This is a genomic window from Yoonia sp. BS5-3 (assembly GCF_038069655.2).
In the GTDB taxonomy this organism is placed as follows: Bacteria; Pseudomonadota; Alphaproteobacteria; order Rhodobacterales; family Rhodobacteraceae; genus Yoonia; species Yoonia phaeophyticola.
Genome location: NZ_CP150951.2, coordinates 2,414,214 through 2,437,272, shown reverse-complemented (window position 1 = coordinate 2,437,272; position 23,059 = coordinate 2,414,214). Strand labels below are relative to the sequence as shown.

The window sequence follows — 23,059 nt, the reverse complement described above, 5'->3', positions numbered from 1 at the left end:
GAATAATGTACACTTTTGGAGACCCCGCCCTCTGGCTACCCTTCGTTTTCGCGCTCTTGATGGGGGTCTCGATCCTGATCTACGTGGTGCTGGACGGGTTTGATCTTGGGGTTGGTTTGCTCTTTCCTTTTGCCGATGAGGCCGAAAAGGACCGGATGATCGCGTCGATCGGCCCGTTCTGGGATGCCAACGAAACATGGCTGGTGCTTGCGATTGGGATTATGCTGGTCGCCTTTCCAGCCGCTCATGGGATCATCCTGACCGCGCTGTATCTGCCGGTGACGATCATGCTTATCGGTCTGATCTTGCGGGGCGTTGCATTCGAATTCCGGGCCAAGGCGCCGGCGCCGCATAAGCGGGCCTGGAATAACGCGTTTTTCGCCGGCTCGCTGATGACTTCGCTCAGCCAGGGGTTCATGCTGGGCATGTATGTGATGGGGCTCGAATGGACCTGGGTAAACGCCGGTTTCGCGCTTTTGACAGCAGTCTTCTTAACCGTCGGCTACAGCTTTATCGGGGCCACTTGGATCATCCACAAAACCGATGCGGAACTACAAAGCAAAGCGGTCGCTTGGGCCAAAGGTGGCATTTGGGGTTTGGTGTTGGGTATCAGCGCGATTTCATTGGCCACCCCAGTGGTCAGTACGCGTATCTTTGACAAATGGTTCAGCTGGCCAGAGGCGGCTTATCTGGCACCGCTCCCGCTGCTCTCGGTGGCGTTGGTAATCGGGTTGTGGATGATGCTGCGGCGGATGCCTTTTGCAAGGGATCGGCTGTCATGGCTCCCCTTCGCGACCGCATCAGGATTATGGATGACCGCCTTTGGGGGCATGGCCTATAGTTTCTATCCCTATGTGGTGCCCGAACGGCTGACGATCTACGACGCGGCCAGCGCGCCCGAAAGCCTCTATATCATCTTGATTGGCACTTGCATCGTGCTGCCCACAATCCTGGGGTACACGATCCTCGCCTACACGGTGTTCCGGGGGAAAGCGACAGAGCTGCGCTACGATTAATACGGATAAGATGGGGTTAATCCCATCTTACGTCATGCCGCACCGGCAAATGCAAAGAAAACGGTTTGACACCCCCACATGCTTTGCGTAATCGGTGCGCTGTGGTGCGGCGCGGTAGCTCAGCTGGTTAGAGCGCGCGACTCATAATCGCGAGGTCGGGAGTTCAAGTCTCCCCCGCGCCACCATTTATCACCCCGTCATGATATCAATTGAAACCAATCCATCCGGCAGCTCGAATGTTACTTTCGTGCTATTGGATTTGCCGTTAACCTCTTCTGAACAAAGATAGAGGGCAGCATGGACGTCGTCACCCAAATTTCAAATGCAATCGGCGCGGACCGTGTTCTAACGGGCGAAGAGGCCACCCCTTATGGCAAAGACTGGACGGGCGCGTATACATCAACGCCCTTGGCAGTATTGCGGCCTGCGAATACGCAAGACGTCTCAAAAATTCTGCAAATCGCCAATGCAACTGGCACCCCTGTCGTGCCTGCATCGGGGCGGACGGGGCTGACCGGGGCCACATTGGCGCAAGATGCTCTGATGCTTTCGGTCGAACGGCTGAATACGATTTCTGAGATCAACGTGAAGGCCCGCACCGCAACTGTCGGTGCCGGGGTTATTCTATCAAACCTGCATGATGCCGCAGAAACGCATGATCTGATCTTTCCGTTGACATTGGGGGCACGCGGATCAGCAATGATTGGCGGGCTTTTGTCGACCAATGCAGGCGGCTCAAACGTGGTGCGCTATGGCAGCACGCGGGGCCTTTGCCTGGGGCTTGAGGTCGTGATGGCCGATGGCCGGATCATGAATTTGATGACGGCGCTGCATAAAGACAATTCAGGCTTTGATCTGCGCAATTTGATAATCGGTGCCGAAGGAACGCTGGGGGTGATCACAGCGGCAGTGCTGAAGCTGGAGCCCAAACCGCAGGCCTACGCAACAGCGATGGTGGCTGTTCCTTCGCTACCCGTGGCATTGGATTTGTTGCACCATCTGCAAGAGCAGACCGGCGGAGGCGTTGAAGCCTTCGAATACATGCCGCGCAGCTATATCGACCATCACCGCCAATTCTTCCCCGATGTCACAGGCCCTTTTGAAACCGATTACGACATCAACATCATGATTGAGGTCGCCGCAACCCGGCCCGAAGATGCGCAAGCTGCCGAGGATGGTAGCGTGCCGCTGAACGCGCTGCTGGAAGACACACTGGGACAAATGCTGGAAGACGGAACGGTGCTGGATGCGGTGATCGCCCAGAACGAAACGCAACGGCGCGAGATTTGGAAAAGACGCGAAGATGCGGGCGAAGTTGCTTTTTTCTGCGGTATTTTTGTCAATACGGACGTCGCTCTGCCCTTGGATAAGATTGCCGATTTTGAGGCCAGGCTGACACCACGGATCAAAGCTATTGACGCTGAGGCAAGTGAGGTGATCGTGGCCCATCTGGGCGACGGGAATATTCACCACACCACTTATATTAACCGCAATGATCCGGCGATCATGGACGCGTTGGTGGAAGCCGTGGAAGATGTGGTTCAAGAACTTGGGGGGTCTTTTAGCGCCGAACATGGCATCGGTGTTTCAAAACTTGAGACGATGAAACGCCGCAAAGACCCCGTTGCGCTGGATGCAATGCGGGCGATCAAGTCGGCGCTTGATCCCAATGGCATTCTCAACCCCGGCAAAGTGGTCCCAAGCGCCGACTGAGGCTCCAAAAAGAAGGAATTTCGCGAAATTCCTTCGCCGCCCGTTAGAAAAAATCGGGACCGGCCTGCGCCAGCAATGTCTCGGCCAAGCTGCGGCCCATTGCGGGACCCGTCTCAATCGGGCCAAATGCCTCATCGGCAAAGACCTGACGTCCATCAGGGCGCAAAATCTCGCCCCGTAGCCGGATGTTCGCGCCGTCCAGTTCGGCCAACCCGCCAATCGGGGTTTCGCAGGACCCATCCAGATGCGCCAGGAAACTACGCTCTGCGGCGAGGCGCTGCCCTGTCGGATGATCATGGATCGCCGCCAGCATTGTCGCAGCGCGCGCATCGCTGATACGGCGTTCAATCCCAATGGCACCTTGGGCGACAGCCGGCAGCATCTGATCGGGTGACACAGCCCAGCGCGGCACATCGCGCATCTCAAGGCGGTTCAAACCGGCCATCGCAAGAAACGTGGCATCCGCCACACCATCCGCCAGCTTTTGCAGACGGGTCTGCACATTCCCGCGAAACTCAACGACGCGCAGATCAGAGCGTTTGGCCAAAAGCTGGGCACGGCGGCGCAGCGATGACGTGCCCACGATCGCCCCCTCCGCGAGCGCATCAAGCGCATTCGCATGAAGCGACACAAATGCATCGCGCACATCCTCGCGGGGCAGATAAGTGTCCAGCACCAGACCATCGGGCTGCGTGACCGGCATATCCTTCATGGAATGTACCGCAATATCGATACTGCCCGCCAAAAGGGCCTCTTCAATCTCGCGGGTGAACAACCCCTTGCCGCCAATCTCTTTGAGTGGCCGATCCTGGATCGCATCGCCCGTTACCTTGATGATGCAAATCGCAAAAGCATCCTGGGGCAAGTCAAACGCCGCCATCAGACGCGACCGGGTCTCATAAGCCTGCGCAAGCGCGAGCGGAGACCCCCGGGTCCCGATGTTGAAAGGCTGCGCGGCTGAAGGCAAATGCAAGGTCATAGGCGATTGTTAGACCCATCGGTCTGGGCTGACAACTCCCTTGACATCATCTGCAGCAACTGGAACGACAGGGCGGATCAAAGGGGCTTATCATGGTGCAAAATAAGACAATTCTTCGGGCTCTTGCAGGTGAAAAACTGGACACGCCCCCGATTTGGATGATGCGCCAGGCCGGGCGTTATCTGCCCGAATACAAGGCAACGCGTGCGCAGGCCGGTGACTTTCTATCACTCTGCTATAACCCTGAATTGGCGGCCGAGGTCACGCTGCAACCGATCCGCCGCTACGGGTTCGATGCGGCGATCCTTTTCGCCGACATACTGCTTTTGCCGCAGGCGCTGGGGGCTGATCTGTGGTTCGTCAGCGGCGAAGGCCCGCGCCTGTCGACGATCACAACGGCAGATGACGTCGCCAAGCTGCGGCCAACAGACGCTATCCATGAGACGCTGAACCCGGTTTATGAGACCATGCAGCGCCTCTCCAAAGAACTGCCATCTGAGACAACATTGATCGGCTTTGCAGGCGCGCCCTGGACTGTGGCGACCTATATGATTGCGGGGCGCGGCACACCGGATCAAGGGCCGGCACATGCACTGAAGTCTGAAAACAGGCCGGTGTTTGAGGCGATCCTGCAGCGCCTCACAGAAGGCACCATCGCGTATCTGTCAGAACAGATCGCGGCGGGTGCGGAATGCGTCAAGCTTTTTGATAGCTGGGCCGGATCCCTCCAAGATGACGATTTCACTCGCTATTCCATCAAACCAATGCAACAGATCACAGCGGCATTAAAGGAAAAACACCCCGGCATTCCCGTGATCGCCTTCCCGCGTGGGGCGGGGACGAAATATACCGGGGTGCATGAGGCGACCGGCGCGGATTGCGTGGCGATTGATGACGGGGTGGATGCAGCATGGGCTGCCACCCATGTCCAAAATGACGGCTGCGTGCAGGGCAATCTGAAATCATCGCATATGGTAACGGGCGGTGCTGCGTTGGTGGATGAGACGCGGCGGATTTGCGATGCGTTCTCGGGCGGTCCGCATATCTTCAATTTGGGGCATGGGATCACACCAGATGCCGACCCCGACAATGTGCAGTTGATGATCGACACAGTGCGCGGCAAGTGATTTTGTGGTATCACCACGCTGTCAAACCGAACGAGATTTACATTGCCACTGACCTTTCGTCTTATTTTTCATGGGCTGCGTAGCATCTGGATCGCGATTTTTCTGGCCCTGACGATATGGCTGGTCTTTGTTCCTGCAACGCAGGCCGAACGGAACGCATTGACTGACAGCCCCATCGCGCAAAGTGGGTTCGCGTTGACACAGATGCGCGTCGCGCGGCTGATGGTGCATTTTGCCCCCGAACGGGCCGCCAATATGATCAGCCGGGCGAGCAATGGTGAAATCTCGCCTGAATATGCCGGGATGCTGTTGCGCCATCTGGCAAATGGTAGCCCAACCATGCAGCCCGTTGTGACAGAGGAACCGACCACGCGATCCGTCGGTGACGCTAAATTCGTGACGATCGACTAGCTACACCCATTTGGCCAAAGGTGGCAGGCTCATCAAGACGGCATTGGCGTCATGGCCCGTGGCCAGGCCAAATTTCGTACCACGATCATAAACCAGATTATATTCCGCATAGAGCCCACGATGCACCAATTGGGTGTCCTTATCTGAGGCATCCCAGGGCGTATCACGACGCTGTTCAACCAGTGGAAGATAGGCAGGTAGAAACGCGCGGCCGATATCTTGGGTCAGTTTGAAATCAGCTTCCCAATCGCCACTGCAATGATCATCCATAAAGATCCCGCCAACACCGCGGGCGCGATTGCGATGCGGAATATAGAAATACTCATCCGCCCAAGACTTCAGCTTTGGGTAAAGGGCGGGGTCATGCGGGTCGAGATGCGCCTTTTGGACGGCGTGGAAATGAGCGGTGTCTGCATCATACTCAATGCAAGGATTCAAATCAGAGCCGCCACCAAACCACCAAGCATGCGGGGTCCAGAACATGCGCGTATTCATATGCACCGCCGGGGCGTGAGGGTTTTGCATATGGGCGACCAGGGAGATACCCGACGCCCAGAACTGCGGATCATCGGCCATGCCGGGCACGCCGCGGGCAGCCATGGCCTTTTGCGCAGCAGGGCCCAATTGGCCAAACACGGTCGAAACATTGACGCCCACTTTTTCAAACACACGGCCACCGCGCATAACTGACATCAAACCGCCACCGGCATCCGATCCATCATCTGATTGGCGTTTGGTCTCGGTCACCTCAAAACGGCCCGCAGGCTGGTCTGCTTTATGCGTGTCTTCCAGCCCCTCAAAGGCCGCCACGATTTCATCCCGCAAACTGCGAAACCAGGCGGATGCCGCGCTTTTTTCCGCCTCAAACCCGTTTGACATAACTGCTCTCTGCCTCTGTTATTGAATAGCACATTGTTTTAGTCTTTTTGCACCATAGCGTCCTTGCGACCATGATCTATATCAAACACCGGAGAATGCCATGCGTCCTGCCTTCATGCTTTTGCCCCTTGTGGCGCTGACCGCCTGTGCGACACCGCGCGAGCAATGCATCGCGGATGTCACGCGCGATACCCGCATACTCAGCAGCCTGATCAATGAGACTGAGGCGAACCTGGCGCGCGGCTACGCGCTGGACGAACGACGCGAAGTGCGCACAATCACGCGCACCTGCCGGGGTGAGACAAGCGAAGGTGAAGCCTTCAGCTTCCCTTGCAAAGATACACGTACGGTCACGACTACGCAGCCGGTCGCCATTGATCTTGAGGCCGAAGCCGCCAAGCTTGAATCGCTCCGCGAACGGTTTGAATTGGTGCAGGCTGGGTCAAATCAGGCCGTTGCGCAATGTATTGCGGTTCATCCAGAATAAGCGCGCGGCCCTCTGGCCGGGCGCATCAATGTGCAGATACACAGGCCGGATCAATCAGCGTCCGGCCGCCATCGACGGTAATAATTTGCCCCGTCACAAACGCTGACGCGTCCGAGGCCAGATATTGCACAGCATCCGACACCTCGCCCGGGCTGGCGATGCGGTGCAGCGGGGTATTCTCAACAATCGTCTCGCGGATCGTATCCTGATCCTTCAGCGATCCCTTCAAACTGGCGCTCATCACACTGCCAAAGGCGACGGCATTCACGCGAATACGACTGGGGGCCAGGGCCACGGCCAGCGACCGGGTCATCTGATCAAGCGCGGCAGAGCTGACCGAATAGGCCAAAAGCTCGGCATGGGTACGGCGGGCGGCGATTGAACTGAGATTGACAATCGATCCAATCGGACCGCCCGTATTATCGTCTTCAGCCTGTTTGATCATGCGGCGGGCAACCGTCTGACTGACACGCAAAGCGGTCAGGGTGTTTTGCTGCAGCAACTCTTCGACGCTATTATCCTCTGGATCAAGCGGATCGGTTGTCATCACCTGCCGCGAGGCATTGACCAGAATATCGACACGCTCAAACGCATCAATTGTCGTGGACAGCAGATTTGCAATGGTCAGCTTCTTGCGCAGATCACCGGCAAAAATGCGGATATTCTCTTCTTTCTTGGCGGTATCGCCCAATTCATGGCACAGGGTCTTTTCGTCCATATCGACAAAGACCACATTTGCGCCCATCTGCACAAAGTGGCGACCAATGGCCAAACCCACCCCATTTGCAGCCCCGGTGACAATCGCCGTCTTACCGGCAATGGAAAATGACATCGGTTTCTCCTCTTGGCCCGCTACCGGAAAGGGCGGGTCGCATGAAAAATCTTGAACGCACCATTGCCACCAATGATCTCCACATTGCGGAAACACTCGGACATTGTCGATTCATAAGGCAAATGCCGGTTGGCAACCATCCACAGTTTGCCATGAGGCGCAAGCAGGCGGCGGGCAGCCTGAATAAAGGCACGGCCCAGGCCCGGATCAGCTGCGCGGCTGGTATGAAAAGGCGGGTTCATCACGATGCCATCATAGGGGGCGGCGGGTACAAACCCCGTGGCATCGGCCCAATGAAACGCAGCGCGCGGATCAGTGACGTTCAACTTGGCGCAAGACAATGCCAGCGCCTCGGCCTCAATCAGGTCGAGCGTTTCAACACCCGCACGGCGCAACACTGGCCCGGCCAAATAGCCCCAACCGGCGCCCAGATCGGCCATGCGGGCAGGCAGTTTTGGGGGCAATGCATCAGCCAGCAAGGCTGAGCCTGCATCAACAGCCCCGTCTGAGAACACCCCCGGCACCGTGAAAAAGCCATGCGGCCCAATTGCTGGGGGCGGTGCGGCCCATTCAGCGAATAAATCGGTCGCTGCGAACCAAAAGATGCGGCCATGGCCCTTGGCAAGGGACGGCACATCGCCCAATATTTTACGGCAAGCCTTGAAAAGGCTATCCACCCCTTCGGTTTTTTGACCATCAACGATGACCAGATCCGCCTTTGCGCAGGCAGCCGCGACCATCGCGCGTGCCAATGCCTTGGCACGGGGAACGACGACGATGGCGACTGCGGCTTTCTCAAACTCTTCTGCCGTGGGATAACCTGCAGACTTCCAGGCCTCAAAATCAGGATAGAAGCCGTGCATGATCTGCACTTGCGCACGCGGCAACGCGGCGACGTCGTAGGTTGCAGGGGGGCGCATGACGGCAATATTGCCATCCGGCAACGCCAATAGGCCATCATCAAGGGCAGTGCTTAACCGGGATTGGGGCATAGCGGGCGAATAGCAGCGCGGCTATTCTTTCTCCATGGTGCATTGCAAAGGATGCTGATGACGCTGCGCGAAATCCATCACCTGTGCTACTTTTGTCTCAGCAATCTCATGGCTAAAGACGCCAACAACCGCCAGACCTTTTTTGTGAACGGTCAGCATCAGCTCAAAGGCCTGGGCATGGGACAAGCCAAAGAAACGCTCCAGCACATGAACGACAAATTCCATCGGCGTGAAATCATCGTTCAAGATCAGCACCTTATACATAGGCGGGCGTTTGGTCTTGGGCTTGGTATCAAGCGCAACGCCAAGATCACCGTCATCGGCGTCGTCCTTGCCTGCCATCATATGGATCTGTGATACCATGCGTCTGCCCTGATTTCTCTGGCGTAGTATATAAGGCACAGATTGGCCGTGAAAACCCCATCATTTTATCATCGGCAGCGCAGCAACCTTTGCCGGAAATCGGGCATGTAGTGGCGCTCGGCGGTAAAACCACAATATCTAGTAAATTTGCTTCACAAACGCCCCAAAAGTCTTTGAATTTAGGGTATTTTCCGAAAACCGGCTTTGTGTTAGCGTTGCGTCATAACAATAAGACCACCGAAAAAATTCGGGGTCATTGAGGCAGAAAAAGAGGCAAGCGACGTGGCAAGTCGTCCGGGACAATTGGCCCTCAACGGGCTATTTCTATGTGTATTGTTGGTATCAATTCTGCTTGCGCCGATGCGCGCGGGCGCGGCGCCCTATGCGGCGATGGTGATGGATGCGCGAACGGGTGAAGTCCTGCATTCACGCAATGCAGATACACCGCTACATCCAGCATCGCTGACGAAGATGATGACGCTTTACATTGCGTTTCAGGCCATCCAACGCGGGGAAATCACACTTGATACACCCGTGACGATCAGCCGAAACGCTGCGGCAGAGCCGCCTTCAAAGCTGGGCCTGCAAGCAGGCCAAACAATCCGTCTGCGCTATCTGCTGCGGGCGGCTGCGGTCAAATCGGCCAATGACGCGGCAACAGCCGTGGGCGAGGCGATCTCGGGCTCCGAAGAAGCGTTTGCCACACGGATGAACCGGACAGCACAAGCCATGGGGATGCGGAACACGACATTCCGCAACGCTCATGGGCTGACCCAATCAGGGCACCTTTCGACAGCGCGCGACATGTCTGTTCTTGGGCGGCATGTGATTTACGATTTTCCTCAATATTACAACCTCTTCTCGCGGCGGACGGCCGATGCGGGCATTGCGACCGTGCGCCATACCAACCGGCGCTGGCTAGACAGCTATGAAGGCGGCGACGGGATCAAAACCGGCTATACACGGGCGGCGGGGTACAACCTGGTGGCCTCGGCACAACGTGGGCAGGAACGGATCATCGCAACGGTCTTTGGCGGCTCGTCAACAACGGCACGTAACGCACGCATCACCGAATTGATGGATATGGGCTTTAACCGGGCGCCATCACGGGCCACGATCCGGCAGCCAAACCCGCCAGCAGCAATGCTGTCCGGCTCAAGCGGCGGCGCAGCCCCATCCGGCCCCGGCGATCCGGGCAAAATCATCCGGCTCAGCGGCGTTGTCAGCTCAAGCCTACGGCCCATCATGCGGCCTGTACCTGCGGCCGCCCCTGCGCCCGAAGCGCTTGTTGCGGCTGTCGATAATGATGCCGTCAATGCCGCGCTGACCAGCGCGGTGGATGCCGCCCTGGCCGAGGCCTTGGGGATCGCCGAAGAAACACCCGCATCGGGACCAACCCAGGTTGCCGCCGCACCGCCAGAGGCGCCAGCCGTCACACCAACAGCGCGGACCGCCCCCGAGACGGCCATCCAAGTGGCAGCCGCGGCCCCTGCCCCGACGCCCGTGGTCAACCCGGAACCAGAGGTGGTGACACGGATTTCAACATCCGGCGGGCGGCATTGGGGCGTCAATGTGGGACGGTACAATTCGCGCTATGACGCGGAACGGGTGCTTTTGCAGGTCGCATTGAACGAAACGAACTCGCTCGACGGCGCCCTGCGCCGTGTGGTGCAACGCTCTGGCGGGTTCGATGCGAATTTCATGGGACTAACACGCGAAGGGGCCGACCTGGCCTGCCGCAGGTTGCAGGCACGCGGAACGACATGCTTTATGATCGGGTCTGAGGGATAAGCAGCGAATGGCGGGTGTGGGCCCAAACTGAGTGGTGCTGCATCCGCGACCAAAAGCTGGGATTGGTCAACTCAAACGATGCAGCCAATGATGGTTTGGGTGATAGGACACCAGCCAATCAGTCAGATTGGCGCGGTCTTTGATGGTAAGTTTTGGCAGCGCCGCTTCAAAATCATCTTCGTCTTTTGCCCTGCAATGTTTGGCCTTGAATAGAAGCACATTGGCAGGCGCCAAATACCGAATACCATCAGCAGTTATTTGTATTGCTTGGTCACGTGGTTGCTTCAAATCAGGATGTCGCTTGTAGCTCCAGATATCGGGCGTTCCCCGTTCCATCATCATGTCCACGCGCCAGCGGGCATCTTTCAAATCCGCCCCCCAGAATTGCCATGTATCTGCATCCACCCGACTTTTGGGATCGCACTCATGCAATTGTCCGTTCCTTACTTCAAAGAACGTCAGCTCTTTCAGATGGGCAGCAACTATCGGAGCGGCTGCGGGGGTTGTCGCAAACTCCAAATCCTCATGCGCGCGACGCTGCGCACCATGCCAAAGATCAAGTGCCCAGCCACCGACGATATACCAATCCGCCTTTACGCCTGTAAGCCTAGTTGCCAACTGCCCTGGAGACCAAGCATCCCAAGCATTTTCGTCGGGTGGGGTCATAGGTTCTTGTGTCCGGTCTGTGCAGTAATACGAAACATCTTACGGCAGTCGTTGGAACTTGCAAAAGCTAACATCCGTTTTTGCAGCGCGAGTGCCCGGCGAAGCTGACCCTAGCACGATTTCGGCGAATAGCAGGTGTGGCCCATATTGCCCTGTAAAATCTGACAAACACATATTTTATGAACGTCGCTCAAGTATGGATACCCATACTTGGCGATCTGGCACCCTAGTTCGTAAGTGTTGCTGAAATGGAAGAGGTAAAAGTGACGTTCATTGATTTTTATGCGGAGTGCAGCAATTCATTCGAATCCTTTATCGCTGGTGCATTCGCCTTTGTCGTCGTAGCGATCATTGTTTTACTTGCAGTCCTTCTGTCGAAAAAATGGCTGCTCGGCCTCACAATCGTACCGCCGCTTTATCTGTTTGCGTTGGAATTTTCAGAGTTCGTATTCCTTGCATTGACCCTTGTGACGCTTGGCCTTCCACTATTGTTTTGCACCTAAAGTGACCCCGCGCGTCACGCATATAACGGCAGTGCCGCGTATCTGAAGGTTGTGGTCTGGCAGGTCGTCTAGCAACCACACATCTCTACGCCACTTTGCCCTCAAATGCCGCTGCCATCAGCGCGCGGGTGTATTCGGTCTGCGGTGCGTCAAAGATGACATCTGCATCCCCCGCCTCAACCACATCACCCTGCTTCATGACCATCACCTTATGGGACAAGGCACGGACAACCTTCAGGTCGTGACTGATAAACAGGTATGCCAGCCCGTATTTCTGCTGCAGCTCGCGCAGCAGATGGACGATCTGGACCTGGACCGTCATATCAAGCGCACTTGTCGGCTCATCCAGGATCAGCAATTTCGGGCGCAGGATCATCGCACGGGCAATGGCGATACGCTGCCGCTGCCCGCCTGAAAACTCATGCGGGTAGCGGTCCATCCAGGCGGGGTCCAGCCCCACCTCGGTCATGACCTCAGACACCATATCGCGCCGGTCTCGGCCCGGATCGACCCCATGCACGCCCAGCCCTTCGGCGATGATCTCGGCCACAGTCATCCGCGGGCTCAACGATCCGTAAGGGTCTTGAAAAACGATCTGCATCTCACTGCGCAAGGGGCGCATCTGACGTGGGTTCAGGCCGTGAATGTCGGTGCCCTGAAACACGATCCGCCCTTCCGAGCTGATCAGCCGCATCACCGCCAAGGCCAAAGTGGTCTTGCCAGAGCCACTTTCGCCAACAACACCCAGCGTCTCGCCCGCGCGGATGGTCAATGTCGCCTCGTTCACGGCCTGCACATGGCCGACCGTCCGTTTCAAAAGACCCCGCTGAATGGGAAACCAGATACGGGTGGCGTCAGTCTCTAGTATGACGGGCGCGTCCTCGGGGACCGGGGCCGGTCCGCCCGTCGATTCAGCGGCAAGCAACGTTTGCGTATAGGGGTGCTGCGGGTTGGCAAAAACCTCAGCTGTGGGCCCCGTCTCAACGATTTCGCCGGATTTCATGACGCAAACACGATCCGCGATCTTACGGACGATGGTCAGATCATGGGTGATGAACAGCATAGACATGCCTTCGTCACGCTTCAGGTCAGCCAGCAAATCAAGGATCTGGGCCTGAATGGTCACATCAAGGGCGGTCGTCGGCTCATCAGCGATCAGCAATTCGGGTCCATTGGCCAGCGCCATGGCGATCATCACGCGCTGACGTTGCCCGCCCGAAAGTTGATGGGGATATGCGCCCAACCGGCTTTCTGCGTCGCGAATACCAACGCGATCCAAAAGCTGGACAATCCGCTCACGGACCTTCGCGCCGCGCAGGCCCTGATGCAGCTCGATGCTTTCCGCAAGCTGCTTTTCAATCGTGTGCAGCGGGTTCAGCGATGTCATCGGCTCTTGGAAAATAAAGCTGATGTCGTTGCCGCGGACACGGCGCAGCGTGGCGTCATCGGCACCGACCATCTCTGTGCCCTCATAGGTGATCGATCCGGCCATGGTGGCGCTGTCACCGAGCAATTGGACGGTAGACAAGGCGGTGACTGACTTGCCCGACCCGCTTTCGCCGACCAGCGCGACAGTTTCGCCTTTGTGAATTTGGAAAGACACGCCGCGTACAGCATGGGTGGTCTCACCATCCTGGCGAAACCCAACGCGCAGGTCGTTCACATCAAGAACCACAGGTGTCGTCATTCTGCAGCCCCTTGCTGTGCAATCAGGGTTTGGTCCACCTCAACATCGCCATCGGCGACAAAGGTCTTACGCGGATCAAACGCATCGCGCACGCCCTCAAAGATAAAGACCAGCAAAGACAGCATGATTGCGAAGGTGAAAAAGGCTGTAAAGCCAAGCCAGGGGGCCTGCAGGTTCTGCTTGGCCTGCAATGTCATCTCGCCCAGCGAAGGGGCCGAGGACGGCAGGCCAAAGCCCAGAAAATCAAGGGCAGCAAGCCCGCCAATGGCCCCCGTTACCAGGAATGGCAACATCGTCACAGTGGCCACCATCGCATTGGGCAGCATATGGCGGAACATAATTGTCCGGTCGCGCACACCCAGCGCCTTGGCCGCGCGGACATATTCCAGATTACGGGCGCGCAGAAACTCGGCCCGGACCACGCCAACCAAAGCTGGCCAACTGAATAGCACGGTCAGGAAAACCAGCAACCAGTAACTTCGGCCCAGAATGGCGAAGACGATGATGATCACGTAAAGGGATGGAATGCCGGTCCAAATCTCAATAAAGCGCTGAAAAATCAGATCGGTCCAACCACCAAAATAACCCTGCACAGCGCCGGCGATGATGCCAATGATCGATGCGGCGATGGTCACGGTCAGCGCATAGGTAACGGACAGACGGAAACCATAGATAACACGGGCCAGTACATCACGCTTGGTATCATCCGTGCCCAGCAAATTCTCAGCCGATGGGGGGGATGGGGCAACGCCGCGCACATCGACAATGGTATCATAGGCATATGGAATGACGGGCCAGAGCATCCACCCCTTTTGGAAATCACCATCCAGGGTCTCACCGGCATCAACGGCGGCAATCAGCTCTTCGGGGGTGTCAAAACAGGTCTCCAAACCGCCCGTGACAATCAAACAATCAACCTCTGGCTCGCCATAGCCCGCCTCGGTCGGGAAGTCGCCGCCAAAGTCGCGCTCGGAGTAGAAGTTAAATATCGGCATGTAAACCTCGCCGCGATAGCTGACGGCGATGGGTTTGTTATTGGCGATAAACTCGGCAAAAAGCGACAGGCCAAACAGGACACCAAAAATGATCAGCGACCAATAGGCGCGGCGATTGCGGCGAAAATTGCGTAGGCGGCGGCGGTTCAACGGGGATAGAAAAGCCATCAGTTGCGCGCCTCAAAATCAATTCGCGGATCAATCAAAACATAGGTCAGGTCGGTGATGATCCCGACCACCAGGCCAATCAGCGAAAAGGCAAATAGGGTTCCGAACACAACGGGATAATCGCGGGCAACGGCCGCCTCAAAGCCAAGGCGGCCCAAGCCATCAAGCGAAAACAGGGTTTCGATAATCAGCGAGCCACCAAAGAAGACCCCGATGAAAAGGGCCGGAAAGCCCGAGATCACAATCAACATCGCGTTGCGGAACACATGACCATAAAGCACGCGGGACTCTGCCAGCCCTTTGGCGCGGGCCGTGATGACATATTGCTTTTTGATCTCATCAAGAAAGCTGTTTTTGGTCAGCAAGGTCAGCGTGGCAAAGGCCGAAATGGTCGATGCAAGCACGGGCAACGTGATATGCCAGAAATAGTCCAGCACTTTGCCGATCATGCTGAGGTCTTCAAAATTGCTCGATGTCAGTCCGCGCAGCGGGAAAATGCGCCAGTAGGAACCACCAGCAAAAAGGACGATCAAGAGGATCGCGAACAAAAAGCCAGGGATGGCATAGCCCACGATAATCGCGCCGGATGTCCAGGTATCAAAGGGCGATCCGTCACGCACCGCCTTTTTGATGCCCAGCGGGATCGATACCATATAGGCGATCAAAGTCGACCAAAGGCCCAGCGTGATTGAGACAGGCATCTTTTCCATAACAAGGTCGAATACGCTGATTGAGCGGAAATAACTCTCGCCAAAGTCAAAGCGCATATAGTTCCACATCATGTTCAGAAAGCGTTCCAGCGGGGGCTTGTCGAAACCAAACTCCCGCTCAAGCTCAGCGATGAAATCATCTGGCAAGCCACGGCTGCCAGCGTAGTCGCTATTGCCGCCTTCGACCAACTCGCCGCCGCCGCCAGCGATCCCCTCAAAGACGTCACCGCCGCCTTCTAGCTCGGCGAGGATCTGTTCAATCGGACCGCCCGGAACAAACTGGATCAGCGCAAAATTGAGGATCATGATCCCAAGCAATGTCGGGATCACAAGCAGCAATCGTCTTAGAATATAGGCTCCCACTGGGCGTCCTTACTGAAACGCACCAGCGGCGCGCAGTGTTTGTTCGGCCTCTGGGTCGATCCACCAATTGTCGATTGGGGACAGTGCCAGCGGCGGAATTTCCGCAAAGCGGAACATATCGTAATAAGCGACCGTATGGACGTTCTTTTGCCATTGCGGGATCCAGAAACGCTCGGCTCGCAAAACACGGTCCAATGCGCGGGTGCGAATGGTCAACTCTTCCAAGCTCTCAGCTGCGACAATCTGATCAATCAGCCGATCAACTGCAGGCGATTTCAGGCGCATCCGGTTGCGCGAACTGTCATCGGCAGCAGCGGACCCAAAATATTGGGCCAATTGCTGTCCGGGCTCATAGCCCTGACCCAATGATGCATTGATAATATCAAACGTGCCAGCGCGGCTGCGCTCGATAAATTGTGCGGTATCAACGCGCTCTAGTTCAGCTTCGACGCCAAGACGCTTTAGGTTTTCCACAATTGGGTTGATGATCCGGTCGAACTGCGGAGAACGCTCAAGGAATGTCACCGACAGAACCTCACCATCCTTGCGGCGCAGCCCATCGTCACCGGCAATCCAGCCGGCCTCATCCAGCAGGGCCGAGGCGGCCCGCAGCTGACGTCGGTCAAGGGGGCGTTCGGCGGTACTGGACACAGGCGGGATCAGCGCAGGTTCGGACAGAATAGACGCATCCAGCAGGCCTTCATCGACAAGTGGTTGTAGAATGGCCAGTTCTTCCTCAGAAGGCGCGCCCTCAGCTTTCAGATCAGAATTGTCCCAGAAGGATTCAGGGCGCTCATAAAGCCCGTAAAACAGGGATTCGTTCATCCATTCGAAATTGACCATCAGGCCAATCGCTTCGCGGACCAGAGGGTCTTGGAACTTTTCCTGATTGAGGTTGAACACAAATCCCTGACCACTGCCGATACTGCCGTCCGGCAATTCCTCGGCCTTGACCCAACCTGCCTCGCGCGCAGGAAAATCATAGCCCGTGGCCCATTGGATCGAACTATTCTCAGTGCGAAAGGCATATACACCGGACTTAAACGCCTCAAAAGCCGCACCGCTATCGGCGAAGTATTCAACCCGGATCGTTTCGAAATTGTTGCGGCCCTGATTGATCGGCAAATCAGCGGCCCACCAATCGGGATCGTATCGATAGATGATCTGGCGGCCGATATCGACCTCATCCAGACGGTAGGGACCGGTTGCCATAAAGGGCGCGTCGGATGCCTCATCTAGTCTGGTGCCCGTTTCCTCAAACCAATCCTTTGAGAATGCAGACGTGCCGCCAACCCAATTGACAACATCGCGGCGCGGGGCCTCTTCGGTGAAGGTAAATTTGATACGGTGTTCATCCAGCACCTCAACGCTTTGGATGAATTGGGAATAGACATTGCGATATTCGGTAATGCCCTGTTCCAGATAAAGCTCAAAAGTGAATTTGATATCTTCAGCTGTTAGAAAGGTCCCATCCCAGAACTGAACGTCATCACGCAAATTGAAGATCACCCAATCGCGGCTTTCCGGATATTCCAGCGTCGTGCACAGGTAGCAATAGCTGCCGTAAGGATCGTCGGAAGTGGCCGTCAGAATGGATTCGTAGCCGATGGTAGACAGCGCCGCAGGCACACCTTTGCGGGTAGATAGGTTAAAACTGTCAAACGTGCCCATGGCCCATTGCGAAAACTCGCCGCCCTTCGGGGCATCGGGATTAACATAGTCCAACACGCTGTCCGGGGCGTATTTCAGTTCGCCAAAATTTGTATAGCCGTGGCTTTCAATAACAGTCTCATGCGCCTCCGCCAAAAGCGCGGACCCGGCCCAGATACCGGCAACACCGATCAGTGATCCAAACACCCATTGTCTTAGCTGCAGGTCGCGATGATCTTTCTGAACGGCCTTTGCGCGGACATTGGGGCGATTTTGCATCTTGCTCTCCGGGTTGAAACATCTCAGATCGTGCTTATATGAAATAAAGGGGCAGACAAACAAACTTTCAAGTTGAGTTTGCGTGATCAGCCAGTGAACCCCTTAAATCGACACGAAAAAGGCCGCCCAAACAGGACGGCCTATCATCAAATGCAATTGGTTAACGGGGTGTTTACCCGTCGATCGTTGCCAAATAAGCGATCAGGTTGGCGCGATCCTCAACATCGCGCATCCCGTTAAAGCTCATCGCTGTGCCAGGGGCGTAGGCCGATGGACGCTCTAGGAAAGCGTTCAGCGCTTCAGGGGTCCAAACATCTGTGGCTTCCGCCAATGCGCCGGAATAGCCGTAATCATCGTAAAATTGGACCGGACGGCCAACAACGCCCGCCAAAGCCGGACCCGTGCCGTGCTGGCCGGGCTCAAGCGCGTGACATGACCGGCAACCGCGCCACAAGCCTTCGCCATCGGCAGCAGATGCGGCAGCATAGACCTCGGCAAATGGAACCTCTTCGACAACTTCAGCCTCTGCGCCGGTATCGGCAACTTCGATCACATAGGCCTGCGCATGATCGCCATGACCATGGCCGCCGCTATGGTACAGCTCTTCGGCCAACCAGCCACCGAGCATGAAAATCAATAGCGTGCCGCAAAGTGCGCCGATTGCCTTGGTGGTTGTCATTGTGTCGAACATGTCGCGTTCCATCTGAGTTTCGGTGCTTCGCGCGTATCTATCCGCTTCCCACACAAGGTTGCAAGGTGTACTGCCGCGACCAAATAGCTATTTTGGTTATAATCGCGTTAGGGAGACAGCCGCATGGGACAAAAAATCGCATTTCAAGGCGAACTTGGGGCCTATGGGCACGAAGCCTGCGTTGCGGCACGTCCTGATTACACGCCCCTGCCCTGCGCCGCCTTTGAGGATGCGATTGCGGCTGTGCGGGATGGTGACGCCGATCTGGGGATGATCGCGGTCGAAAACTCGACCTATGGGCGGGTGGCCGATGTGCATTCGCTCTTGCCTGAAAGCGGGTTGCATATCGTGGATGAAACCTTTGTGCGGGTGCATGTGAACCTGCTAGGCACGCAAGAGGCCCAGCTATCTGACGTGAAAGAGGCGTTTGGTCATCCGGTGATTCTGCCGCAATGCGGTGAATTCCTGCGGGCAAACGGCATCCGGGGCCGCACAAGCACCGATAACGCACGGGCAGCCCGCGAAGTCGCCGCCCGCGCTGATGTTAGCGGTGCGGCCCTCGCCTCGGAACTGGCCGCCGAGATCTACGGGCTCAAGGTTCTGGCCCGGCATATCGAAGATCACGACAGAAACACCACGCGTTTTCTGGTCATGGCACGCGAGCCGGACTACAGGCGGCGCGGCGATCTGGGAATGATGACCAGCTTTGTCTTCCGGGTGCGGAACATTCCAGCGGCGCTCTATAAGGCGATGGGCGGGTTCGCCACGAACGGGGTGAACATGACCAAACTCGAAAGCTACATGATCGGCGGGGCGTTCACGGCAACGCAGTTTTACGCCGAAATCGAAGGACATCCCGATGACCGGCCCGTGCAGCTGGCCATGGAAGAGCTCGGATATTTCACCGATCATCTGCATGTCATGGGCGTCTACCCGGCAGCAGCAAGGCGGCACGACGAAGGCTAAGGGCATTCGTCCCGCGCGAAAGGCTCTAGCCCGCCTTGCGATAACGGTCCTCGACATCCTCGGCAAAATCCAAAACACGCGCTTTGAAGCGCTTGGTCAGCTTACCCTTGGCCAGTTTCATCGACTGCAAAAGCAGGCGGGCGGTGAGTGTCTTGGCGCGTACATCAATGGCAAAGGCCAGTCTCGTCCGGCGCGGCGACAACGCAACCAGCGTCAACTCGGAAATTGCGGTCATGCCATCCGATACGGCCTCAATCGTATAGCCGCCCGGGACATCAAGCTGTGTCATCCGTAAAGTCAGTTTGCGGGCACGGCCCCGAAAGGTGAAATTGACAAACCATTGGGCACCCACATCCGCCGGGCCGCTATGTTCGGTCGTAATTTCGGCGCCGTGACGCAAGGCACTGCGGGTGAAGGCATCAAAATCCGTCACTTGCGCAAAAACAAAGTCGATGGGCGCTTCAATATCTTCCCGCGTGCTGAACTTCATACCAATTTTCCGTTTTCAACGACAAAGACCCGGCATCGGGTAGATAAGGCGTTTCGCGCTGCCGCCAATAGACTATGCCGCAATGCCCTAATCAAGCGTATCCGCCAGCCAGTTTTGCAGTAGGAAATGGGCGATAGCGCCTTTACGGGCAGGCACGATCTCGGGGTGTTCACCGGCAAAGATCTGGGCCATGTCCTCGCGGCTGACCCAGCGGGCGTCTTCGATTTCATCGGGATCAATCGTGATCTCGGTGCTTGTCGCAACCCCAGCACAGCCAAACATCAGCGAGGCCGGGAATGGCCAGGGCTGACTGGCCAGATACGTGACCTCGCCCACCTCGATGCCTGATTCCTCAAACACTTCGCGGCGAACCGCGGCTTCGATGGTCTCGCCGGGCTCAACAAACCCAGCCAGCAATGAATACATCCCCTCAGGCCAGGCAGGCGAGCGGCCAACCAGCACCGCATTGCCATGGGTGATCAACATGATCACGACAGGGTCGGTGCGCGGAAAATGATGGGCCTTGCAGGCTGCGCAATCGCGCTGCCAACCGCCCATGGTCATGTCAGTCTTCGCGCCGCAACGGGCACAGAATTGATGGGTTTCATGCCAGCCAAAAACAGCCTTGGCGGTTGCGGCCAATTCGGCATCACGCGGGGACAGGCGGGTCATGACACTGCGCAGCTCAGCAAAGGCGCCCGCATCAGCCATCGCAGGATGCTGCTGCTCGGACTTATCCAGAAAACTGTCCAACACATCAGGATCGACCTCTTCAGGCTCCCAATCGGACATATCAGCCGCCAAAACCGGCAAGCCCGCATCGCGGCCCAGCAAGATCATGTCATCGCGCGCATCGGCAAGCACCGGATGATCCAGCGAAACGCGGACCAACGCATCGGCATCAATCATCGGCTTGCCGCGCCACAAAAGAACAACCCGGGTCGCGGGATCGGCTTGCACCGCCGGCATGTCTGCCCGTAAGAGAGCGGCACGATCAAGACCGGAGCCGCCAAAAGTGACTGTCTCTGCATTTTTCATCAGGACGCAATGACACGGCGCCACGGCAAATTCAATTCACGAGGATACAGAAACCGATGGCACGCCCGGACTTTCGCGCTATGGTTGAGGCATGAATAGTAATTTCGGCGCGTATGTCTCAGCCATTGATCAACCAAAGATGACAACGGCACCGCTCCGCATTTTGGAGACAACAGATCTGCATATGCAGCTTCTGAACTATGATTATTTTTCGGACAAACCGGACCCAGAGACGGGGCTGATCCAATTGGTCGATAGCATCAAACAGGCCCAGTCAGAGCTTGGACCGGCCTGCCTGCTTTTCGACAATGGAGATTTGCTGCAGGGTAACCCGCTTGCCGATTACCTGGCGACGCACGGTCTGCACGGGACAACACACCCGATGATCGCCGCGTTAAATGCGCTGGGATATGACGGGATGGCGCTGGGGAACCACGAATTTGACTACGGTCTGGACTTTCTACGCGAAAGCCTGAAGGGGGCAGCGTTTCCGATCATTTGCGGCAACCTGACAGTGAAAGAAGGGCCAGCCATCGCAGCGCCCTATGTTATTCTGGATCGGATGCTGACCTGCAGTGACGGGCAAGAGCGTTCTATCAAAATCGGGGTCACGGGGTTCGCCCCGCCGCAAATCACGCAATGGGATGGGGCTGTTCTGGCCGGGGCCATCGCAGCGCAGGATATCGTGCAAAGCGCGCAGCAATTGGTGCCCGATATGAAAAGCGCCGGGGCCGATCTGATCATCGCGCTCTGCCATTCGGGGATCAAGGAAAGCAAGGCGGTGCCGGGCATGGAAAATGCAGCCGTGCCACTGGCGGCCATCGACGGGATCGATGTTGTGCTGACAGGGCATACGCATGAATTATTCCCCGGCACCGACAAACCCGGCACGGCAGAGGTTGATCCGGTCGCAGGCACATTGCACGGCAAACCGGCCGTGATGCCCGGTTTCTATGGACGGTGGCTTGGGGTGATCGATCTGGAACTCCGCTGGAACGGCCAGAATTGGTCCATTCACAAACACCAAACCACGCTGCAAAAAGGGGGCAGCACGGGCAAAGGGGCGGCGCTGCGCGAAAAAATCCTGAAATCAGCCGAGCCCGCCCACCAAGGCACGCTCGCACATATCCGGCAGCCCATCGCCGCAACGGAAAACCGGATCCACAGCTATTTCGCAACGGTCGGACCGGATGCAAGCCAACAGCTTCTGGCGAACGCAAAAATGCGTCATATCCGCAGCGCGATGCAAGACAGCCAATGGGCGGACCTGCCGGTGATTGCGGCTACGGCGCCATTTAGGTTCGGCGACCGGGCGGGGGTCGGGCATTATATCGATATCCCGGCGGGGCCGATCACATTGCGGGACGCTGCGGCGATTTACCCTTTTGCCAATACGCTCTGCGCGGTCCTGCGCAACGGGGCAGAACTGCGGACCTGGCTGGAACGGGCAGCCGCGCATTTCATGCAAATTCAGCCTGGGAGGCAAGACCAACCGCTCGTGCATCCCCATAGCGCAGGATACAATTTCGACACGCTTTTCGGGCTGAACTACGAAATCGACCTGGCAAAACCAGCACGGTTTGACAGTGATGGGCGGGTAGTGAAACCCGATGCAACACGGATTAAAAGCCTGAATTTCCAAGGGAAAACGGTTGATGAAGACGATCAATTCATCGTGGCGACCAACAGCTACCGAACCTATGGCGGTGGCGGCGTTTTGACGGTCAACAGCAACAATATTCTTTACACGTCCGCGCAAAGCACGCGCGATATCCTGATCGACGACCTGCGCAAACGGCGCGATGCGACGATCACGACCAGCAGCCCATGGCGGTTGACAGGCTACGCGCAGACCAGCGGCATGTTTAGATCATCGCCCAAGGCGCAAGGCCTGCTCACAGAACGGATGACGCATCTGGGGGGCGACAGCGATGGATTTGACCGATACCGTTTGAATTTGTGAACGCTTGCACCCGCAAGCCAAGCATCCTATATGAGCCGTGAGAGGTTGGCGCGGGCGAGCGCCTCGCCAACCTGGTCAGGTCCGGAAGGAAGCAGCCATAACGAGCCCCGCTTGGGTCGTTGTCCAACCTCTCACCTCTCGCGATTTTGCCAAAGGCAAAATTGCGGACAAGGACAGAGTGAAACGGCAAAGCCGTTTGGCGGAGTCCGCAAGACCTCACAATAGTCAGATGGTTTTTTGACACAAGCCCATGTGCGCATGCGTAGCTGATCAGTCTACCTCCAACGAATAAATCCCATG

The 23,059-nt window shown here is 56.8% G+C and carries 22 protein-coding genes, 1 tRNA gene, 1 other RNA gene and 1 pseudogene; 11 read left to right on the top strand and 14 right to left on the bottom strand.

Annotated elements, in window-relative coordinates:
- Positions 1–5: 5 nt before the first annotated feature.
- From AABB29_RS12340 to AABB29_RS12330, 3 genes are all read left to right on the top strand, one after another.
- Positions 6–1,016, top strand: coding sequence for a cytochrome d ubiquinol oxidase subunit II (locus AABB29_RS12340; RefSeq protein ID WP_341366627.1), 1,011 nt, complete (start codon positions 6–8; stop codon positions 1,014–1,016).
- 108 nt (positions 1,017–1,124) lie between these two features.
- Positions 1,125–1,201 (top strand) — tRNA-Met (locus AABB29_RS12335).
- Positions 1,202–1,313: 112 nt separating this feature from the next.
- Positions 1,314–2,729: an FAD-binding oxidoreductase gene (locus AABB29_RS12330; protein ID WP_341366628.1), complete on the top strand. Its 1,416-nt coding sequence runs from the start codon at positions 1,314–1,316 to the stop codon at positions 2,727–2,729.
- A 43-nt stretch (positions 2,730–2,772) separates the two neighbouring features.
- On the opposite strand, the gene hemC is transcribed toward AABB29_RS12330, so the two are convergent.
- Positions 2,773–3,708, bottom strand: a complete 936-nt coding sequence (gene hemC, locus AABB29_RS12325; protein WP_341366629.1) for a hydroxymethylbilane synthase — start codon at positions 3,706–3,708, stop codon at positions 2,773–2,775.
- Positions 3,709–3,800: 92 nt separating this feature from the next.
- On the opposite strand from hemC, the gene hemE reads away from it, so the two are divergent.
- Together hemE and AABB29_RS12315 are read left to right on the top strand one after the other, a co-directional pair.
- Positions 3,801–4,835: a uroporphyrinogen decarboxylase gene (hemE, locus tag AABB29_RS12320; protein WP_341366630.1), complete on the top strand. Its 1,035-nt coding sequence runs from the start codon at positions 3,801–3,803 to the stop codon at positions 4,833–4,835.
- Positions 4,836–4,877: 42 nt separating this feature from the next.
- Positions 4,878–5,246 (top strand): hypothetical protein, encoded by a 369-nt coding sequence (locus AABB29_RS12315; protein WP_341366631.1) that lies wholly within the window; start codon positions 4,878–4,880, stop codon positions 5,244–5,246.
- Here AABB29_RS12315 and hemF read toward each other — a convergent pair whose 3' ends face one another.
- The gene (hemF, locus tag AABB29_RS12310; RefSeq protein ID WP_373636537.1) at positions 5,247–6,125 is read right to left on the bottom strand and encodes an oxygen-dependent coproporphyrinogen oxidase; all 879 of its coding nucleotides are present in this window, start codon (positions 6,123–6,125) and stop codon (positions 5,247–5,249) included.
- Between the two features lie 100 nt (positions 6,126–6,225).
- Here hemF and AABB29_RS12305 point away from each other — a divergent pair, with 100 nt between their 5' ends.
- Positions 6,226–6,612 carry a hypothetical protein gene (locus AABB29_RS12305; protein ID WP_341366632.1) on the top strand — a complete coding sequence of 129 codons (387 nt, stop codon included), beginning with the start codon at positions 6,226–6,228 and terminating at the stop codon, positions 6,610–6,612.
- A 25-nt stretch (positions 6,613–6,637) separates the two neighbouring features.
- On the opposite strand, the gene AABB29_RS12300 is transcribed toward AABB29_RS12305, so the two are convergent.
- From AABB29_RS12300 to clpS, 3 genes are read right to left on the bottom strand one after another with little or no spacing between them, the layout of a single operon-like run.
- The gene (locus AABB29_RS12300) at positions 6,638–7,444 is read right to left on the bottom strand and encodes an SDR family oxidoreductase (RefSeq protein ID WP_341366633.1); all 807 of its coding nucleotides are present in this window, start codon (positions 7,442–7,444) and stop codon (positions 6,638–6,640) included.
- 20 nt (positions 7,445–7,464) lie between these two features.
- Entirely contained in the window at positions 7,465–8,436 is a 972-nt protein-coding gene (locus tag AABB29_RS12295) for a class I SAM-dependent methyltransferase (RefSeq protein WP_373636536.1), read from the bottom strand.
- A gap of 21 nt (positions 8,437–8,457) precedes the next feature.
- Positions 8,458–8,799, bottom strand: coding sequence for an ATP-dependent Clp protease adapter ClpS (clpS, locus tag AABB29_RS12290; RefSeq protein WP_341366635.1), 342 nt, complete (start codon positions 8,797–8,799; stop codon positions 8,458–8,460).
- Positions 8,800–9,159: 360 nt separating this feature from the next.
- Between clpS and AABB29_RS12285 the strand changes: the two genes are divergently transcribed.
- On the top strand, positions 9,160–10,590 hold the full coding sequence (locus AABB29_RS12285) for a D-alanyl-D-alanine carboxypeptidase family protein (protein WP_341369095.1): 1,431 nt from the start codon (positions 9,160–9,162) through the stop codon (positions 10,588–10,590).
- A 66-nt stretch (positions 10,591–10,656) separates the two neighbouring features.
- Here the strand turns inward: AABB29_RS12285 and AABB29_RS12280 are convergent, their stop codons facing one another.
- Positions 10,657–10,959: a hypothetical protein gene (locus AABB29_RS12280; RefSeq protein ID WP_341366636.1), complete on the bottom strand. Its 303-nt coding sequence runs from the start codon at positions 10,957–10,959 to the stop codon at positions 10,657–10,659.
- A 96-nt stretch (positions 10,960–11,055) separates the two neighbouring features.
- Positions 11,056–11,256 (bottom strand): annotated as a pseudogene (locus AABB29_RS12275) (nucleotidyltransferase domain-containing protein); the annotation flags it as partial.
- 248 nt (positions 11,257–11,504) lie between these two features.
- Between AABB29_RS12275 and AABB29_RS12270 the strand changes: the two are divergent.
- Positions 11,505–11,759 (top strand): hypothetical protein, encoded by a 255-nt coding sequence (locus tag AABB29_RS12270; RefSeq protein WP_373636535.1) that lies wholly within the window; start codon positions 11,505–11,507, stop codon positions 11,757–11,759.
- 85 nt (positions 11,760–11,844) lie between these two features.
- Here the strand turns inward: AABB29_RS12270 and AABB29_RS12265 are convergent, their stop codons facing one another.
- The 5 genes from AABB29_RS12265 to AABB29_RS12245 all read right to left on the bottom strand — a co-directional run bounded on the left by AABB29_RS12265 (position 11,845) and on the right by AABB29_RS12245 (position 18,302).
- Positions 11,845–13,446, bottom strand: a complete 1,602-nt coding sequence (locus AABB29_RS12265) for an ABC transporter ATP-binding protein (RefSeq protein WP_341366637.1) — start codon at positions 13,444–13,446, stop codon at positions 11,845–11,847.
- Positions 13,443–14,609: an ABC transporter permease gene (locus tag AABB29_RS12260; RefSeq protein ID WP_341366638.1), complete on the bottom strand. Its 1,167-nt coding sequence runs from the start codon at positions 14,607–14,609 to the stop codon at positions 13,443–13,445. The genes AABB29_RS12265 and AABB29_RS12260 overlap by 4 nt, the downstream gene beginning before the upstream one ends.
- Positions 14,609–15,682, bottom strand: a complete 1,074-nt coding sequence (locus tag AABB29_RS12255) for a microcin C ABC transporter permease YejB (RefSeq protein WP_341366639.1) — start codon at positions 15,680–15,682, stop codon at positions 14,609–14,611. The genes AABB29_RS12260 and AABB29_RS12255 overlap by 1 nt, the downstream gene beginning before the upstream one ends.
- Before the next feature lie 9 nt (positions 15,683–15,691).
- The gene (locus tag AABB29_RS12250; RefSeq protein ID WP_341366640.1) at positions 15,692–17,611 is read right to left on the bottom strand and encodes an extracellular solute-binding protein; all 1,920 of its coding nucleotides are present in this window, start codon (positions 17,609–17,611) and stop codon (positions 15,692–15,694) included.
- A gap of 172 nt (positions 17,612–17,783) precedes the next feature.
- On the bottom strand, positions 17,784–18,302 hold the full coding sequence (locus tag AABB29_RS12245; protein WP_341366641.1) for a c-type cytochrome: 519 nt from the start codon (positions 18,300–18,302) through the stop codon (positions 17,784–17,786).
- Between the two features lie 123 nt (positions 18,303–18,425).
- Between AABB29_RS12245 and AABB29_RS12240 the strand changes: the two genes are divergently transcribed.
- Positions 18,426–19,268, top strand: coding sequence for a prephenate dehydratase (locus AABB29_RS12240; RefSeq protein ID WP_341366642.1), 843 nt, complete (start codon positions 18,426–18,428; stop codon positions 19,266–19,268).
- A gap of 25 nt (positions 19,269–19,293) precedes the next feature.
- Here AABB29_RS12240 and AABB29_RS12235 read toward each other — a convergent pair whose 3' ends face one another.
- Both AABB29_RS12235 and nudC read right to left on the bottom strand, forming a co-directional pair.
- Positions 19,294–19,758: an SRPBCC family protein gene (locus AABB29_RS12235; protein ID WP_341366643.1), complete on the bottom strand. Its 465-nt coding sequence runs from the start codon at positions 19,756–19,758 to the stop codon at positions 19,294–19,296.
- Positions 19,759–19,845: 87 nt separating this feature from the next.
- On the bottom strand, positions 19,846–20,796 hold the full coding sequence (gene nudC, locus AABB29_RS12230; RefSeq protein WP_341366644.1) for an NAD(+) diphosphatase: 951 nt from the start codon (positions 20,794–20,796) through the stop codon (positions 19,846–19,848).
- A 91-nt stretch (positions 20,797–20,887) separates the two neighbouring features.
- Here nudC and AABB29_RS12225 point away from each other — a divergent pair, with 91 nt between their 5' ends.
- Positions 20,888–22,759, top strand: a complete 1,872-nt coding sequence (locus tag AABB29_RS12225; RefSeq protein WP_341366645.1) for a bifunctional 2',3'-cyclic-nucleotide 2'-phosphodiesterase/3'-nucleotidase — start codon at positions 20,888–20,890, stop codon at positions 22,757–22,759.
- Positions 22,760–22,797: 38 nt separating this feature from the next.
- Positions 22,798–22,896: signal recognition particle sRNA small type (ffs, locus tag AABB29_RS12220), an RNA gene on the top strand.
- Positions 22,897–23,059 lie beyond the last annotated feature (163 nt).